Origin of the sequence: Cyanobium sp. Candia 9D4 (assembly GCF_024346155.1) — a bacterium.
Lineage (GTDB): Bacteria > Cyanobacteriota > Cyanobacteriia > PCC-6307 > Cyanobiaceae > Cyanobium > Cyanobium minutissimum.
In genome coordinates this window covers 146251-160823 of sequence record NZ_JAGQCK010000001.1, presented here as the reverse complement: position 1 = coordinate 160823, position 14573 = coordinate 146251, and the positions used below count along the sequence as shown (strand labels likewise).

The window sequence follows — 14573 nt, the reverse complement described above, 5'->3', positions numbered from 1 at the left end:
TCGCCGGGGCGGTGGCGGCTGGATGCGCAAACCCACTCTCCTGCTGGTGTTGACGGTGCTGATCACCGCCGGGGCGAGCTTTGCGGCGGCCAACCTGCTGCTGCGCCACGCCACCCCCGCCACCCCCGGGGTGGCCGCCTTGCCTCCCCTGCCGGGGGGGGTGGCCCTGGGGGATGCCACGCCGAAATTCGTGGGGGAGACGCGGGTGCTGGCGATGGAGGCGATCGACGCCACCGCCTGGGCACCGATGAACCAGGCGCTGGTGCAGCTAGCGCGGCGCTTCCTCGACTACCCCTTCAAGGGGTTCTCCCTCGATGGCGGCCCGAGGGAGCAGCTGGTGCTGGATCTCACCACCTTCGACTGCTTCCTGTTCGTGGAGCAGCTGCTGGCACTGAGCAACAGCCGCAAGGTGGACACCCTGGACGAAGGGATGGAGCGCTTCAGCCAGCACGTGCGGCGGCTGCGCTACGTGAACGGCGAGGTGGACTACTGCCGGCGGCAGCATTACTTCAGCCGCTGGGCCGAAGCGGCCGAACGCAACGGCTACGTGGTGAACCTCACCCCGTTCCTGCCGGGGGCCAGCAAGCGCACCGTGGCGCTCAATTTCATGAGCAACCACATCAGCAGCTACAAGCCGATGCAGCTGGCCCGCAACAAACAGTGCATCACCGAGCTGGAGAAGGACCTGGTGCTGCAGCAGCCCTACATCCCGCTGGCGGCGCTGCCGGGGGTGCTGCCGTCGCTGCGCAACGGCGACATCTTCGCGCTGGTGACGAAGGTGCCGGGGCTGGATGTGACTCACGTGGGCTTCCTGGAGAAGCGCGACGGGGTGGTGGATGCGATCCACGCGGCGGAGGGGGCGGGGGTGATCCGCAGCGAGAACTTCGAGAAATACGCAGCCCGGGTGCCGGATGTGATCGGAGTGGCGATTTGGCGGCCGAGGCCGAATCCAGGGGTGGGGGGTGCTGTCAAGCCTGGCGAATGAGGCCCGCCTCAATAGCGGCATGGCCTAGGAAGTTGATTGCAGGGCCGTCATCACCGCCAGATTCCGTCCATGACCCATCTACTTGAAAACACCCAGCAAGGAAAAGACCAGAGCTGGAACCAACCCAATTCTTCAGATGACCCCATCCGGACTCGTCGCATCAAGCACCTCCAGCAGCTGCTCCAGTACTGCTCGAACCGCAGGCCCGCGCTCCGGGAGATGCACCGCCGCAAAAACCCGTGCGGTGATGCGGGCCTCGATCTCCTGCAGGCTCACCGTGCTGTCCATCAGCAGCTGGATGCCGATGTCGGCGGTCGTCAGAGGCATGGAAAAGGCGCAACTGCCTACAGGGTTCCCAGGGATGGTCAACAAGGGGTGCGGCCAAGTCAAGGAGGTTCAGCAGGGGCCGGTTGACCAACACAGCGGCTGGGGTAAGCGCCAGCTGGTGTGTGTTGGGCTACAAATCCATAGCCTGTGACAAGCTGGAGGTGACTAAGTGGCAATTTCAGAGTACCGCTTAAGTAGAAATTGAAGCCTATCGACATGCGTTGGCGCACGCTTCAGGAACTTCATATACCTATCAAGTATGCTGTCGATCCGCTTATGTGCCGCGACAACGTCTGCAGGGACGCAATCGGCTTCATACAGATCTGCGAGCGACTTGCCGTAGTATCTCTCTCGAGTCACAGAGAGCTCCTTCCCAGCCACTGCAAGCCTACTCAAGACCAGCGAGCCAGGATCTCCAAGCGGGAAAGAGTTATAGACAGACTTTCCGATACGAGGATCAGACTTTATTTTACCTCCTATACCACGGAGCCAACTCATGAACATCTCTGAAGATAGAATTGCAAAAAGATGACCATGCGGATCGGGCGTCCAATAAAGTGTATTTGATGGAATCGTATCTTCATCGAGATAGGCTGGTGTATACCAGCGGCGCGAATCACCCACCTGAGCGGGCAATGCCATGTATCTACCAGTTGGTGCAGAGATATGAAAGAAGCGATAAGGCACATTTGCCAACTCGCGAGTATCCGGATTCTCACTCTCGGATCGATTTCTTCTAACAAGCTCGAGACGCTTCCTTAGAAAATCAGACTTCTTCACATCCTGTGCATCAGGGCCGTTAGGCATCCAGAGGCACCATCGCGGCAACCCTTTCACCAACTCACTAGATCCGACGTATCTTCGCAGGTACTTCATTGCGTGCTGGTCGACCTCTGAATGCGATTCCATCTTCACGACAAGCCCTCCTCCGTCTGATGGAAGGCTCCCGTATCGAATCGGAGTCATTACCTCACACAAAGGCGAACTGAGCTTTGGAACAACGATTTCTGGCCCGGGGATTAGATAAGGGCTGAGACTTTCCACCTTCTCTGGGTGTGTCATCCTAGTTGCAGGATCATAGATATACAAGAGTTTCACGGAGGGGCGAGTTTCACAGGCCTTATGTGAAAAGGATACGATTACAACATGTACATTGGCTTTACCTCGGGCCTCAGAAGACCATTCAAACGTTTGGTAGGCAAAGTCCATCCGATAGCCGGCTGAAAGGAGTGGCCCCCAGAGCAAAGCGGTTTGCTCACCTTGGCAGATAGAGTTTGTAGAGACGAATGCAATACGAACGTTCTGATTTGCTGCGTAGTCGGCCGCTTTCCGATACCAGCCGGTTACATAGTCGAGAAGCTTGTTGTAATCACGGCCCCATAAATCCTTAAGCTCTTGTGATTGTATCTTTGTTCGATACCTATGACCGCCGAACGGCGGGTTCCCGAGGACGAAGTCACTATCCTCAGATGGCAAGATTTCATTCCAGTCGATTCTCAGAGCATTACCAACTCGAATGGTTACTTCCTCCTTGATCGGAAAACGAGCAAAGTATTGGCCAAATGTCGTGGCTAGCTCTAAGTTTTCCAAATGGTCTACCAAATACATCGCAGTTTCGGCGATGCGTGCAGGGAATTCATCTTGCTCAATCCCGTAAAACTGGTCGACCTTGACCAATGCAAGAAGCTTAATATCAATTACGCGTTGGATCTTCCCTCGATTTGAGTGGAGGGCGACAAGAATCTCACGCTCCAAGGCTCGAAGCCCCCGATAAGCCACTGCCAGAAAGTTGCCGCAACCAGCGGCAGGATCTAGAAACCGAAGGGATGCAATGTGGGTATGCAGTGCCTTGAGTTTTACGGGCTCAGACCCGGCTTTTCGCAATCTCTCTCTGAGCTTGTTCATGAACAGAGCATCAACCACCTTCAGAATATCAGCCTCAGATGTGTAATGCTCTCCGAACTGCCTCCTCTCCCGATCATCTTTAACGCTTTGGAAAAGAGATCCGAAGATGACAGGCGAGACGGATGACCAATTAAACTCCGATGCTTTCAGCAGAAGGAGTTTAGCATCTCTAGAAAAGTTGGCGATCGGTATCGTCTCACCGAAAAGGCCACCATTGATATAAGGGAAGAGAGCTAGGTCTTCATCAAGATTTGACTGCCTGTCTTCCTCTGGCTGATTTAGAATTTGAAAGAGAAAATTGAGCTGTGATCCCAAATCTCTACCATCTTCTGCCGTTCTGTATTCGAGAAAGTCTTGGAAGAGACCCTTTCGCCAAACATTGGTATCGTCTGCAAAGACGCAAAAGAGCAATCTGACGATCAGAACACGCAATGGATGGCCTTTGTATCCGCTGTCCTCAAGCCTGTCGTGAAGTAAGCCAAGAAGCTCAGAGGCTTCGTGGCTTGCCTGCTCTTGTTGATTGAATCTTCGTGTTTGATAACCTGCAATGGGCGCGAAAAGCGTTATATGGTCAAGTAGCTTGGCTAGTGGAAAGTCCACTGTCGCGTTCGACTCTCCATCAATAACTCTAAAATTTCGAAAATCAGAAATCACATAGATCTGTGGCAGGTCTTCCAGCGCTATGGAATAATTAAAGAGCTGCGCTTCAGCGAGGTCTATGTCCTCTCCTGCCGACTTGTGCTCAGCTGCCACGACGCCACGCCAGAAGAGATCAAGTCGCCCACTTTTGCCAGAGGAGATGATTTGGGCTCGCTTCTCGAAACTAGCCACCTCTCTACGCTTTCGTCCAAATATGTGAAAAAACTCGTTCCAGAAAGTCTGAGCTTCAGCCATCTCGGAAGTCTCATTTTTCCAATCTGCGACGAATTCAGCTGCGTTCTTTTTGATCTCATCCCAAGACAAGACTCTCGAGATAGGCGGTATTGATGTCAAAATGTATCTCGAGTCAAGATTGGCAATCGAAGTGTCGCGTCCCCAAAAAGCTGTTCTTCAAGGAAATGGTAATCATAAAACCTCTGATCTAGAAGGAAATGACTGCCCGCTGGAGTCAAAACTCTCAATTGAAAAACAGAAAGCCAAGACGGTCGCCAAGTAGGCAAGGGATGTGGACGACGGGCGCTGGGGAATCTCAAAGCAGGTGACAGGTTCATAAATGCTGGGATTTGGAATACAGTACAGGCCGCGGCTATTTTCTCATTTTCTTGGAAAAAACAACTATCCCTAAACATGGGTAAGCCCTCCAAGGGGCTGATCAACTGGGCCAAGAGGGATAGAAATATTGATAATGGCAAGAGCCATTTCATACAATATAGTAAGTTTTCGTGAATCACGATGTCAAGAATTTTTGTCTTGACAAGTAGCTCATCACCGCAAACCTAACAGAGAGAAGCTGTGCAGGCGGTAACATTCGTACGTATCTCGCGAAGCTTGTATCCCTGCCAACCAGCTGGACGCTGTGGACATCTCGAGCAGTGGAAGCATACTAGCGGTGGAACCTTTTAGGCATCGTCTGAGAGCTGCCACAGCTCGGGATCATCAGGCTGCGCTTCAATAGCCCACGCTTCGACACGTGATTTTAGCTGGTCGAGGGTATCCCAACGCATTGGCGAAGCCCTCGGGTCGAGTACAGTTTCAGCAAGCGCTCTGAGTTTTGAAAGCTCATCGGCCGTATCAAAGTCGTCGCGAGCAAGTTGTTCTTGGCACGCAGTCGGCTTATCTCCAGACAATGAAGTCCCAAAATAATACCCCTCGAAATCTGGCACGTGGCAGATGCTGTGTGCATCACCTCCATTTGCGGCACATTCCGCTATCGCGTCAGCGATTCGCTGGTTAATTGTCCACATTCCGTTGCGGATGAGCGAGCCCTTTCTACGGCTACGTGGAGCATCTGAATCGTGGATTAGGCAGTAGGACATGCCGAACTGGTTCAATATCCTCGCAAAGGTCGGAAGATTGCCCTTTCCAATGCAATTTACAACCGCAAGACCCTGGGATCGCGCATCTCCGGATCGATTCAGAAGGAAGGCCAGTGCGATTGACTCTGTCTCACCCTCTACAAGGACCGCTCGATCCGCAAAGAAGAACTCGCATACCAGTGGATTACAGAGCCGGACCATAGTGAGGTTCTTTCGTTCATCTTCGGTGAAAGAAATACGCTCAGTCGACAACACCCGGCTCGAACCACCTTCGTCACGATCTACTCGGACGATTGTCGTGTGTGGCTTGGCTACATCGATGAAGATGGGCGAGTGTGTCGAAGCGATGACTTGCCATGTCTCCGTCTCCGCGAGCGCGTACAGGCTTTCCCGCGCCGAGCGTATCATTGGTGGATGAAGAAACGCCTCTGGTTCCTCCATAAGCAGGATTCGTGGACGCTCTGGATCTATCCGCGCCTTGCCTGACTTATAGTGGCCGACTTCGGCAAGCGTTCCTAAAGCAGTCCAAAAGAAGGTACGTTGCATACCAGCACCCTGCCTTCCGAGAGCGATTGACTGGCCAGCTGGGGGTGTCACAATGACTTTGGATCCAGCGCCAAAGATCTTCTCTGGCTTTACCTCGCCCAAGTCTGCTTGAAACTCCACCTTATGGCCTGCAAATACAGAGGCGAGTTTCTCTGAGACTAACCCGGTTACCCGGTCGACTTCAGGTAGAAATGCCTGACAGAGCTCTTCGCTGAGATCTCTGAGTTTCGCTTCGATATCATTGGTCTTTTCCCGAGCCTTGAAGGACTCCTTTACGGCAGATGTGAGGATCTCAACGATTTTATCTTCGGTATCAGAGGCGTCGTCGCTGGGGCGTACCCGCATTGGGACAGGGATTCGGCTTTTGATTAGGGTGTCCCAGCCACCGACGCCTCCAAGAATCCAGTCTTCTGATGCTGGGTCCCATGAGTACTTCTTGCCGCGCTCTTCAGGGACGCTCCATCGGAACTTTACGTGGATCGCAGGGCCAAGGACCTGGTCCTCGAAGACCCATTTTTCACCACCTAGAACAGATTTATCTTCCTCAGTCAAATCTGTGAACTTCGCACGGACCTCGACGGCGACCTCAGGATCTAAGTTATGAAACTGCTCGATACTCAGTGGTGCGCCGATTGAAGCAAACGCTTCGTAGGCGTCAAAAACCGTCGACTTTCCTACGTTGTTAGCGCCGATCAAGACAACGATGTTGTCGATCTCGACGGTGTAGCCCGGGCTCCCAATGCAACCAAAGTTCTCGATCTGCAATTCACGAAGTCGCATGCCAATCCTCAATAGATCTCAGGGTATGCCTAACGCTGCCCCTGAGCTGAAAGCATGAAGTGTAAGCGGCGGAAGAGGAATTGGTGGCTGCCTGCCCGCTCAACGGTCATGTTTTGTGGCAAGATTGAGCGGGATGCCAGATTTACGCAGCGTGTCTTCGAAAGACTCCCAAGCTGATAAACCATTCATAACCAAGTCAATAGCGTCGCCAACCAAGGATCCAGTATGATCTACCACCGGAATCGAATAATGTACTTCTTCAGGTATTGCTACAGATGTAACAACAGATCTATCTGCGCCAAACACAAGCTTATCAATGCTTTGGTTTGGAATTGTGAATGAAACCTCACCTAGCTCAGGAAGCATGCGAGACCAACCATCATTGTCCAATCCCGAGTGCTTCTCGGCGTTTGCAAGATCAAGACAAATTATCAGCGCTCTTGATTTTCGAATCACCCTAAAGACAAGATTTCTACAACGTGTCCTGCTAATCCCCCTCTTGGCAAGAGCCTTAATGAAGTGGTCCTTAAAACTCCACACAGAAATCACAAGTGAGACCACTTGATCCCTAAAGCCTCCGGGATCTTTAATCCCATGATAATGATAGACCTGCAAGTTACCATTTGGCAATGTTGCAGTGCACTCAAAATGCCCACCACTCAAAGTGGAGACTTGACGTTGTAAGAGCTCGGTTCGCGCACGAAGCTCTTCGATTCTGCCAGAATATTTAGACCTGCTAAATGTGGATTCGATCGGATCATCCAGCTCCTTAACCAGGTGTTTCAGTGTGCCGCTGTCGGCCACGCTCATTCCCAAAAACTACGACCGAAGCCAGCTCAGCACTAGGCAAGAAGCTTTCATGCCCATAGAAGCTAACTAGAGTTCAACGGAATTGTCCATGTTTAACGAGCCCGGGTCCAACCTGTGCGCTTCGCAACGTGATGACGACTGCGCTCCAGCCGGTAAGTGGGTCGCGAAGGAGTATCGGATTGGACATCACCTGGCCCTCTTCATGATCCCCTGCCACCCACCCCACCCATCCAGCTCCAACCACTTCTTCGCCTCCACCGCCGCCTTCTCCTGCCCCTGCCGGTGCCCGAAGGCAAACGCCGCCACACAGATCAGCGTGATCGCCGCCGGCACCGTGCCCGAGGGCAGCCGGTTGCGTTGGGCCAGGTCGTCCGGCAGGCCCCCCAGCGTCAGCACCAGGAAGCCCACCGCCCCCAGAGCCGTCAGGCCATAGAGAAACGGCGTGATCGTGCGGCGCGTCAGGGCATGCAGCAGGAGAACCGCCAGCCCCACCCAGGGCAGGCTCGAGCCCAGGGCCCACAGCCAGCGTTCGCCCGATCCATCGCCCAGCCGCCGACGGCAGGCCAATTCCCGCTTCAGCCGGCTCATTCGCTCCTGGGCGCCCCGCGCCGCTCGGCCAGCACCTCCTGCACCCGGCGCCAGTCGACGCCGTGGTGGGCCAGGTCCACCTGCACATGAAAGATCAGATCGGCCGCCTCACCGGCGATCGCGTCCGGGTCGTCGTCCTTGCAGGCCATCACGAACTCGGCGCTCTCCTCGCCGATCTTCTTGAGGATGCAGTTGTCGCCCCCCTCCAAGGGCTTATTCGTGCTGATCATCGGGCTCGTGCTGGTGGCCTTCAATAAGGAGCTGCTGTTGCCGTAAGGGTTGCCAACGTGGGCGACACCCACCAAGAGTTCACCATGGTGATCGGCGGCACGGCCCCTTGGACCCCTATGAACCAGGCGCTGGTGACCCTAGAGAGCCGTTACCTGAGCTTGCCGTTCAAGTGCTTCTCCCTCGATGGCGGCCCGAAGGAGCAGCTTGTGCGGGCGACGCCCCAAGCCCAGACGGCTGAGGGCCCGAGCCACGGTGGAGGAGTCGGGCGATGTGCCGCAGGTGCAGCCGCTGATGGCGCAGAACCACGGCCTGCTGGAGCTGCTGCGCGTCGAGCGCCCGCCGCTGGGTGCGTCGCACGCTGCGTCAATCCGTCAGTGTACCTGCACCGCCTGAGCTGTACCGGGCCAGCCAGGGTAGGCGCAGCGGAGGCTGATCCCGTTCTCGGCAGCGAGCTCGGCAAGGCGGCGGCCGTGCTCCAGATGCTGGATGACAAGCCGGAGCCGGCCCCGCTGGGTCAGGCGGGCATTGGGGTGGCTATGCATGGGTGCGTGAGCTCGGGGTTGGTGGGTCGCGCCTCAACCAGTAGCGGCCTCACACCCCCTTGTCACTGAACAACCTGCTGAGACAGAACACCTAAGCGGAGACCGGTTGCTGCTGGCCCAGTTGCGCCCATGCGCTGATTCCCGGCATGCGGACGGGAGATGCTGCTTCAACTGCTCAGCGAGCCAAGAAAATCGCAAGCCGAAGAGTTTGGGAACTACCAGCCGAAAAGTTTGGGAACTACAAACCGAAAGGCTTGGGAACTACAACCCGAAAAGTTTGGGAACTACAAACCGAAAAGTTTAGGAACTACCAGCCGAAAAGCTTTGGATAAGCCCCCTTATAAAATCGGGTTTCTTGTTACCTGCTCGCGTATGGGGTGTACTGGTTGAGTGGCCAACCAGGCCCCGTCTTCTATACCCCATTGTCATGTCCAACACCACCGAGCGCCTCGCCCGCCGGGCTGGCTTCGTCGTCAAGAAGCACCGCAGAGGGACGTCCTACGTCGATCCCGTCACTGGCCTGTCGTTCTACGACGGCAACAGGAGCAGCAAGAGCTGGCAGCACCAGCGTCGCATCGAGTCCGTCATCCGCAAGCGCGATCGCCTCGGACTCGGCTGACCCCAGAGGTCCCGCCAGGGCTAAAGGCCCTGGCGGGACCTTGTAATGACATCCTCTTAATCGTTTACGCCCATGAAGTACGAATCCAACGACAAGTCATTCCTCGACCAGACCGAATTCGAGGCGATATTGCGGGACATCAACAGCAACTGGAAGGAGCGACAGAAACAGTTGCAAGCAGCCCACGCTGCCGCCGCCGCCGGCACTGGCCCCCAGCCCTACGACCGCGACTGGATCGATGCCGGCTGTGACTTCAGCGGCTGGATCGAGGACGAGGACACGGGCCCCGACTGGTACGTCACCAATGACCTATTGGAGGGCGTGAACTGGGCACTGGCCTCACCTCAGGGCCAACGCGCCCTGGCGATGAAAGACGACGAGCTGAGCCCATGGCAGCACACTCTGGCCGCGCTGTTCAGCCTGCAGGAGGCTCTGCGCACGCGGCAACGCTCATTGTTGATCCGGCACGCCGAGTACCTCGGCTACTCTGTCGAAATGCTCGACGTTCTGGAGAATCCCCTGTACGACGGCTGACTCGGCTAGTTGTCAAAAAAAGGGGGGCAGCCCGGCTGATCCCCTCTTCAATACCAAAACCAATTTAACAGAACAAAAGAATCGGTCCATGGCTCGACACCTGGGCTGCGTAGCTAGAAAACGGCAACAGTTCGCTCAACGCCTCCCTAACGGGGGCGGGCGCATGCTTCAGCAGCACCGGCCTGGACCGCGGCCCCAACGAGCTGACCCTGAGCGGCAGCCTGGAGTATGTGCTCGCTTACAAGGCGTCCCTGTATGTCTCGGCCTCCTACGAAGCTTTCTCGACGAGGCGTCAGTTCGCCTACGGCGGTGGGTGAAGCTCAGCTTCTGAGTGCTGAGATGGAACCCGGATCCCTTGGCCCCCCATGGCTGAATCCTTGGCGTGTGCAGCTGTGCTGCGTCGCTTGTGACAGTCGATGAGCCACCGGCTTTGAGCAGGGTGCCATCTCCGGATGAGTCAAGTAACACAGGAGCGTGGAGTTCCTCGTTGTCAACAACGGATTGCCATGGCCCCGGTCAAGCCCTACCGCACATCACTGGATCAAGGCAACGCCTACTGGATGGCGCGACTCGCCGATCAGATCTATCAATGCCAGCCAGGTGGGCGCCATCCCTATGAGCAAGGCATTCTCGCCAACCTGAAGGCGGAAGATCCTGGCTTCCTCTCTGTCCATGGGGTCTCCAAGAACTCCGCCCAGGCCGCACTGGTAGAACACGAATCCTTTCTGACCCTGGTCTTTCGAGGCACAGACGAAGGGTGGGACTGGCTCGACAACTTCAACGCCTTTTCCGAGCAAGCGCTGTTCGGGGCGTTTCATCGGGGCTTTCTCCGTTCCGCGCTGGACCTCTAGGGCGACCTGTTCAGTGCGTACTCCGACTTGAAAGCCCAGAAACCCCGAGGCCTTTTCCTCACCGGCCACAGCTTGGGCGGCGCCATGGCCACCTTGGCCAGTTCGATTCTGATCCACCAGGATGAGGCCTTCACCTCCACATACACCTTTGGCCAGCCACGGGTCGTCACCCGCGACAGTGCCAGGGTCTACAACATCGAGGCCCAGAGCAAGTCCTTCCGCTTCCAGAACAACAACGACATCGTCACCCGAGCTCCTGCGCGGATGATGGGCTACAGCCATGTGGGCACCTTTCTCTACATCACCAAGGAGAAGGAAATCCATCAGGATCCCGGCCGTTGGGTGCAGTTTCTCGACACCACCACCGGAGCCATGGAAAGCTTGGAACAGAAAGGGATCGATCACATCGAGGACCACGGCATGTTCCATTACCTCAATGCCGTACGGGGCTGGAAGGTGGTCAAGGAGGAGTAGGTGGGTGTCTCCTGCGGCGACAGTCGGCTCGGCACCGCCGACGGGACGTGCTCGGACTGATGCTCTCCCCCTCACCGATCCAACTCCAACCACTTCCGCGCCTCCACCGCCGCCTTCTCCTGCCCCTGCCGGTGCCCGAAGGCAAACGCCGCCACGCAGATCAGCGTGATCGCCGCCGGCACCGTGCCCGATGTCAGCCGGTTGCGGTTGGCCAGGTCGTCCGGCAGGCCCCCCAGCGTCAGCACCAGGAAGCCCACCGCCCCCAGGGCCGTCAGGCCATAGAGAAACGGCGTCACCGTCCGTCGCGTCAGGGCGTGCAGCAGCAGCACCGCCAGCCCCACCCAGGGCAGGCTCGAGCCCAGGGCCCACAGCCAGCGTTCGCCCGATCCATCGCCCAGCCGCCGCCGGCAGGCCAGTTCGCGCTGCAGCCGGCTCATTCCCGCCTGGGCGCCCCGCGCCGCTCGGCCAGCACCTCCTGCACCCGGCGCCAGTCGACGCCGTGGTGGGCCAGGGCCACCTGCACATGAAAAATCAGATCGGCCGCCTCACCGGCGATCGCCTCCGGGTCGTCGTCCTTGCAGGCCATCACGAATTCGGCGCTCTCCTCGCCGATCTTCTTGAGGATCCGGTTGTCGCCCCCCTCCAGCAGCTTGTTCGTGTAGCTGCCGGGCTCCGGGCGCTCGCGGCGCCCGTTGATCACCCGCGCCAGTTCGGTGCACACATCCGCCGGCGGCGGCAGGGCGTCCGGCCCGCCGGGGGTGGCCTCCGCGCCCTCCTCGTAGAAGCAGCTGCGGGCGCCGGTGTGGCAGGCCACCTGGCCCACCTGCTCGATCGTCAGCAGCAGCACGTCGGCATCGCAGTCGTAGCGGAGCCCCCTGAGCTTCTGAAAATGGCCGCTGGTGGCCCCCTTGTGCCACAGCTCCTGCCGCGAGCGGCTCCAGTAGTGCACCTCGCCCGTGGCCAGGCTGCGCTCGATCGCCTCCCGGTTCATCCAGGCCACCATCAGCACCGCCCCGTCCAGCCAGTCCTGGGCCACCGCCGGGATCAGCCCCGCCCCGTCGAAGCGCAGCCCATCGGGAAGGGAGCCGGCGGCGTCCACGGCATCAGTCACAGCGGCGGCAGCAGGGCGAAGTCCCCAATCTTGCCTGCTGACGGAGGGGCCACCCATCGCCTTTGGCCGCACCCAAGGTCCCACCAGGGACGATGGTTGGATCGAGAATAGCGTCGATGGCTCCGGACAGCTTGGCGCATATGGTGCTGAGGTGTTGAAGCCAAGATCCTTTGAGCGTTAGGGCATGAGCGCCGGCGACCTCCAACCGTTTACCCCTGGTGCTGGTCGACCTGGCAAGAACCATCCCGTCGGTTCGACCGTGGCCCTGACCCGTGACTGGCGGTCAGAGGTCCCTGTGCCAGGGCGGCATGCAGATCTTCGGGATGGATGGCCGGAATGGGAGGGGCTCCCATTTGTGCTGGTCCTGGCCGCCCTGCTGGCCGTGTTCCTGCTGGATGTGGCGCTGCACGTCGTGCTGCTGCCCTTTTACCTGTTTCCCCTCGTGCTGGCCACGAGCTTCACCACCCCCCGCCAGCAGGGCGCCATGGTGGCGGCAACCCTGGCCCTGGCGGTTCTCTCAGGGCTGCGCTGGTCGTCGCCCGGCAGCCTTGACGTTTGGCTGCGGTTGGCGGCCATCGCCCTGGTGGCCCTGGTGAGCATCATCCTCTCGATGCTGCGGCATCGCCGCGAGCACCAGCGCCTATGGGCGATGCACCACTATCAGCTGCTGGCGGAGAACGCCTCCGATGTGGTGTTCCGCGCGACATGCGAGGGCGTGACGGAGTGGATTTCGAACGCGGTCACCAAGCTGCTCGGCTGGCAACCCGAGGACCTGATCGGCCAACCCTTCCGGCACTTTGTCCACCCCGAAGACCTGGCGCTGTTGCAGCAGGTCGACGATGCCTTCCGCCGTGGTGAACGCCGGCATTTCCGCCTGCGGGTGCGCCACCGACAGGGGGGCCACCGCTGGGTGGGCGTGAACGCCCGTGGAGTCCGCGATGACGTAGGTCGAGTCGTTGGGATCCTGGGCAGCTGGAACGACATCCAGGCGGAAGTGGTGGCCGAGCAGGAAACGGCCAGGGCGCTGTCCCGCCTGGCGGCCACCCTCGATTCCCTTCTCGATCCCCACGTGGTGCTCCAGGCCCGCCGGGACGACTCCGGCACCATCGTCGACTTCGTCTACACGCTGGCTAATGCGGCAGCCGGAAAGTACAACTTCCTGAACGCCGACGAGCTGATCGGCAGGAGCATGCTGGAGCTGATGCCGGCCCACCGATCCACAGGACTGTGGGAGAAGTACTGCCACGCGGTGGTGTCTGGGGAGCCACTGGTGCTCGATGATTTCACCTATCCCCATGACATCCGCGGCGAGACGCGTTCCTACGACATCCGCGCCGTGCCGTTCGGTGATGAACTCAGCATCACCTGGCGGGATATCACCGAGCGCTGGGAGCGCTTCCGCCTGCTGGAGTCTTCGGAGGAGGAGTTCCGGTTGCTGGCGAGGAACTCCTCCGATGTGATGGTGCGCATCCGCGACAACGCCTTCGCGTGGGTGTCTCCCTCGCTCACAGCGGCCCTGGGCTGGACCCCCGAGGAGTGGATCTCCCGACCCATCCGGGAGGTCGTCCACCCCGAGGATTTCGCCGCCTTCATGGACCGTGTGCGGGCGATCAATAACGGAGAAAGCGGTGCCGTGAGCCGCCTCAGGCTCCGCGCCCAGGACGGCCTCTGGCACTGGGTGGAGGTGCACGCCGGCCCCTACCGGGATGACCAGGATCGGATCGATGGCCTGGTGGCGTCGTTCCGGGTCATCGACCGGGAGGTGGTGGCCCTGCAAAGGCTGGAGCACCATGCCCACTTCGACGAGCTCACCGGCCTGCTCAACCGCCGGGAGGTGCTGCAGCGGATCGATGCTCGCCAGCTGCCGATGCGGCGTGCGGGCCGCCAGACGGCCGTCCTCTTCTGCGACCTTGACCAGTTCAAGTCGATCAACGACAACTACGGCCACGCCGCCGGTGATCACCTGCTGCGGGCCGTGGCCGAACGCATCCGGGGCTGCCTGCGCCATGAGGATCTGGCGGCACGGCTGGGGGGCGACGAGCTGCTGGTGGTGCTCAAGGGGGTGAAGGATCTGGAGTGCGCCGCGGCAGTCGGGGAAAAGATCCGCAGGGTGGTGGAGGACCCGGTGGCCACGCCATTCGGGCAGCTGAAGACCAGCCTCAGCATCGGTGTCACCCTGGCGCTGCCGGGGGAGAGCAGCGAGGCCCTGATGGCCCGCGCCGACGGGGCCATGTACGAGGCCAAGAAACTGGGGCGCAACCGGGTGTTCCCGATTGGTGCCTCCGTCTGATGGC

General features: G+C 58.7%; 15 protein-coding genes. 7 read left to right on the top strand and 8 right to left on the bottom strand.

The features are described from left to right. Positions 1–22: 22 nt before the first annotated feature. Positions 23–985: an N-acetylmuramoyl-L-alanine amidase-like domain-containing protein gene (locus KBZ08_RS00790; protein ID WP_254970605.1), complete on the top strand. Its 963-nt coding sequence runs from the start codon at positions 23–25 to the stop codon at positions 983–985. Positions 986–1117: 132 nt separating this feature from the next. Here the strand turns inward: KBZ08_RS00790 and KBZ08_RS00785 are convergent, their stop codons facing one another. The 6 genes from KBZ08_RS00785 to hisE all read right to left on the bottom strand — a co-directional run bounded on the left by KBZ08_RS00785 (position 1118) and on the right by hisE (position 8171). Next, the gene (locus KBZ08_RS00785; RefSeq protein WP_254970603.1) at positions 1118–1312 is read right to left on the bottom strand and encodes a hypothetical protein; all 195 of its coding nucleotides are present in this window, start codon (positions 1310–1312) and stop codon (positions 1118–1120) included. 165 nt (positions 1313–1477) lie between these two features. Then, entirely contained in the window at positions 1478–4180 is a 2703-nt protein-coding gene (locus KBZ08_RS00780; protein ID WP_254970601.1) for a DNA methyltransferase, read from the bottom strand. A 596-nt stretch (positions 4181–4776) separates the two neighbouring features. After that, positions 4777–6519 carry an ATP-dependent endonuclease gene (locus KBZ08_RS00775; RefSeq protein ID WP_254970599.1) on the bottom strand — a complete coding sequence of 581 codons (1743 nt, stop codon included), beginning with the start codon at positions 6517–6519 and terminating at the stop codon, positions 4777–4779. Positions 6520–6618: 99 nt separating this feature from the next. Then, positions 6619–7329, bottom strand: a complete 711-nt coding sequence (locus tag KBZ08_RS00770; protein WP_254970597.1) for a hypothetical protein — start codon at positions 7327–7329, stop codon at positions 6619–6621. A gap of 186 nt (positions 7330–7515) precedes the next feature. Beyond that, on the bottom strand, positions 7516–7917 hold the full coding sequence (locus KBZ08_RS00765) for a hypothetical protein (protein ID WP_254970595.1): 402 nt from the start codon (positions 7915–7917) through the stop codon (positions 7516–7518). After that, positions 7914–8171: a phosphoribosyl-ATP diphosphatase gene (gene hisE, locus KBZ08_RS00760; protein ID WP_396122350.1), complete on the bottom strand. Its 258-nt coding sequence runs from the start codon at positions 8169–8171 to the stop codon at positions 7914–7916. The genes KBZ08_RS00765 and hisE overlap by 4 nt, the downstream gene beginning before the upstream one ends. A gap of 229 nt (positions 8172–8400) precedes the next feature. On the opposite strand from hisE, the gene KBZ08_RS00755 reads away from it, so the two are divergent. The 5 genes from KBZ08_RS00755 (at position 8401) to KBZ08_RS00730 (ending at position 11168) form a co-directional block, all read left to right on the top strand. After that, entirely contained in the window at positions 8401–8541 is a 141-nt protein-coding gene (locus tag KBZ08_RS00755; protein WP_254971708.1) for a hypothetical protein, read from the top strand. Positions 8542–9117: 576 nt separating this feature from the next. Further along, positions 9118–9309 (top strand): hypothetical protein, encoded by a 192-nt coding sequence (locus KBZ08_RS00745; RefSeq protein ID WP_254970592.1) that lies wholly within the window; start codon positions 9118–9120, stop codon positions 9307–9309. Between the two features lie 72 nt (positions 9310–9381). Continuing rightward, the gene (locus tag KBZ08_RS00740; protein WP_254970589.1) at positions 9382–9843 is read left to right on the top strand and encodes a hypothetical protein; all 462 of its coding nucleotides are present in this window, start codon (positions 9382–9384) and stop codon (positions 9841–9843) included. Between the two features lie 506 nt (positions 9844–10349). Further along, positions 10350–10694 carry a hypothetical protein gene (locus KBZ08_RS00735; RefSeq protein ID WP_254970588.1) on the top strand — a complete coding sequence of 115 codons (345 nt, stop codon included), beginning with the start codon at positions 10350–10352 and terminating at the stop codon, positions 10692–10694. A 27-nt stretch (positions 10695–10721) separates the two neighbouring features. Continuing rightward, complete coding sequence (locus KBZ08_RS00730; protein WP_254970587.1) at positions 10722–11168, top strand: lipase family protein; 447 nt, start codon at positions 10722–10724, stop codon at positions 11166–11168. Positions 11169–11239: 71 nt separating this feature from the next. On the opposite strand, the gene KBZ08_RS00725 is transcribed toward KBZ08_RS00730, so the two are convergent. Both KBZ08_RS00725 and hisIE read right to left on the bottom strand, forming a co-directional pair. Then, complete coding sequence (locus KBZ08_RS00725; protein ID WP_254970586.1) at positions 11240–11605, bottom strand: hypothetical protein; 366 nt, start codon at positions 11603–11605, stop codon at positions 11240–11242. Continuing rightward, positions 11602–12279, bottom strand: coding sequence for a bifunctional phosphoribosyl-AMP cyclohydrolase/phosphoribosyl-ATP diphosphatase HisIE (gene hisIE / locus KBZ08_RS00720; protein WP_396122349.1), 678 nt, complete (start codon positions 12277–12279; stop codon positions 11602–11604). Before hisIE ends, KBZ08_RS00725 begins: the two co-directional genes overlap by 4 nt. A gap of 355 nt (positions 12280–12634) precedes the next feature. Between hisIE and KBZ08_RS00715 the strand changes: the two genes are divergently transcribed. Beyond that, entirely contained in the window at positions 12635–14569 is a 1935-nt protein-coding gene (locus tag KBZ08_RS00715; RefSeq protein WP_254970585.1) for a bifunctional diguanylate cyclase/phosphodiesterase, read from the top strand. Positions 14570–14573 lie beyond the last annotated feature (4 nt).

Coding starts and splice junctions, on each gene's coding strand:
- KBZ08_RS00790 (WP_254970605.1), top strand. CDS start 23: ATGCGCAAACCCACTCTCCTGCTGGTGTTGACGGTGCTGATCACCGCC.
- KBZ08_RS00785 (WP_254970603.1), bottom strand. CDS start 1,312: ATGCCTCTGACGACCGCCGACATCGGCATCCAGCTGCTGATGGACAGC.
- KBZ08_RS00775 (WP_254970599.1), bottom strand. CDS start 6,519: ATGCGACTTCGTGAATTGCAGATCGAGAACTTTGGTTGCATTGGGAGC.
- KBZ08_RS00770 (WP_254970597.1), bottom strand. CDS start 7,329: ATGAGCGTGGCCGACAGCGGCACACTGAAACACCTGGTTAAGGAGCTG.
- KBZ08_RS00765 (WP_254970595.1), bottom strand. CDS start 7,917: ATGAGCCGGCTGAAGCGGGAATTGGCCTGCCGTCGGCGGCTGGGCGAT.
- KBZ08_RS00745 (WP_254970592.1), top strand. CDS start 9,118: ATGTCCAACACCACCGAGCGCCTCGCCCGCCGGGCTGGCTTCGTCGTC.
- KBZ08_RS00740 (WP_254970589.1), top strand. CDS start 9,382: ATGAAGTACGAATCCAACGACAAGTCATTCCTCGACCAGACCGAATTC.
- KBZ08_RS00735 (WP_254970588.1), top strand. CDS start 10,350: ATGGCCCCGGTCAAGCCCTACCGCACATCACTGGATCAAGGCAACGCC.
- KBZ08_RS00725 (WP_254970586.1), bottom strand. CDS start 11,605: ATGAGCCGGCTGCAGCGCGAACTGGCCTGCCGGCGGCGGCTGGGCGAT.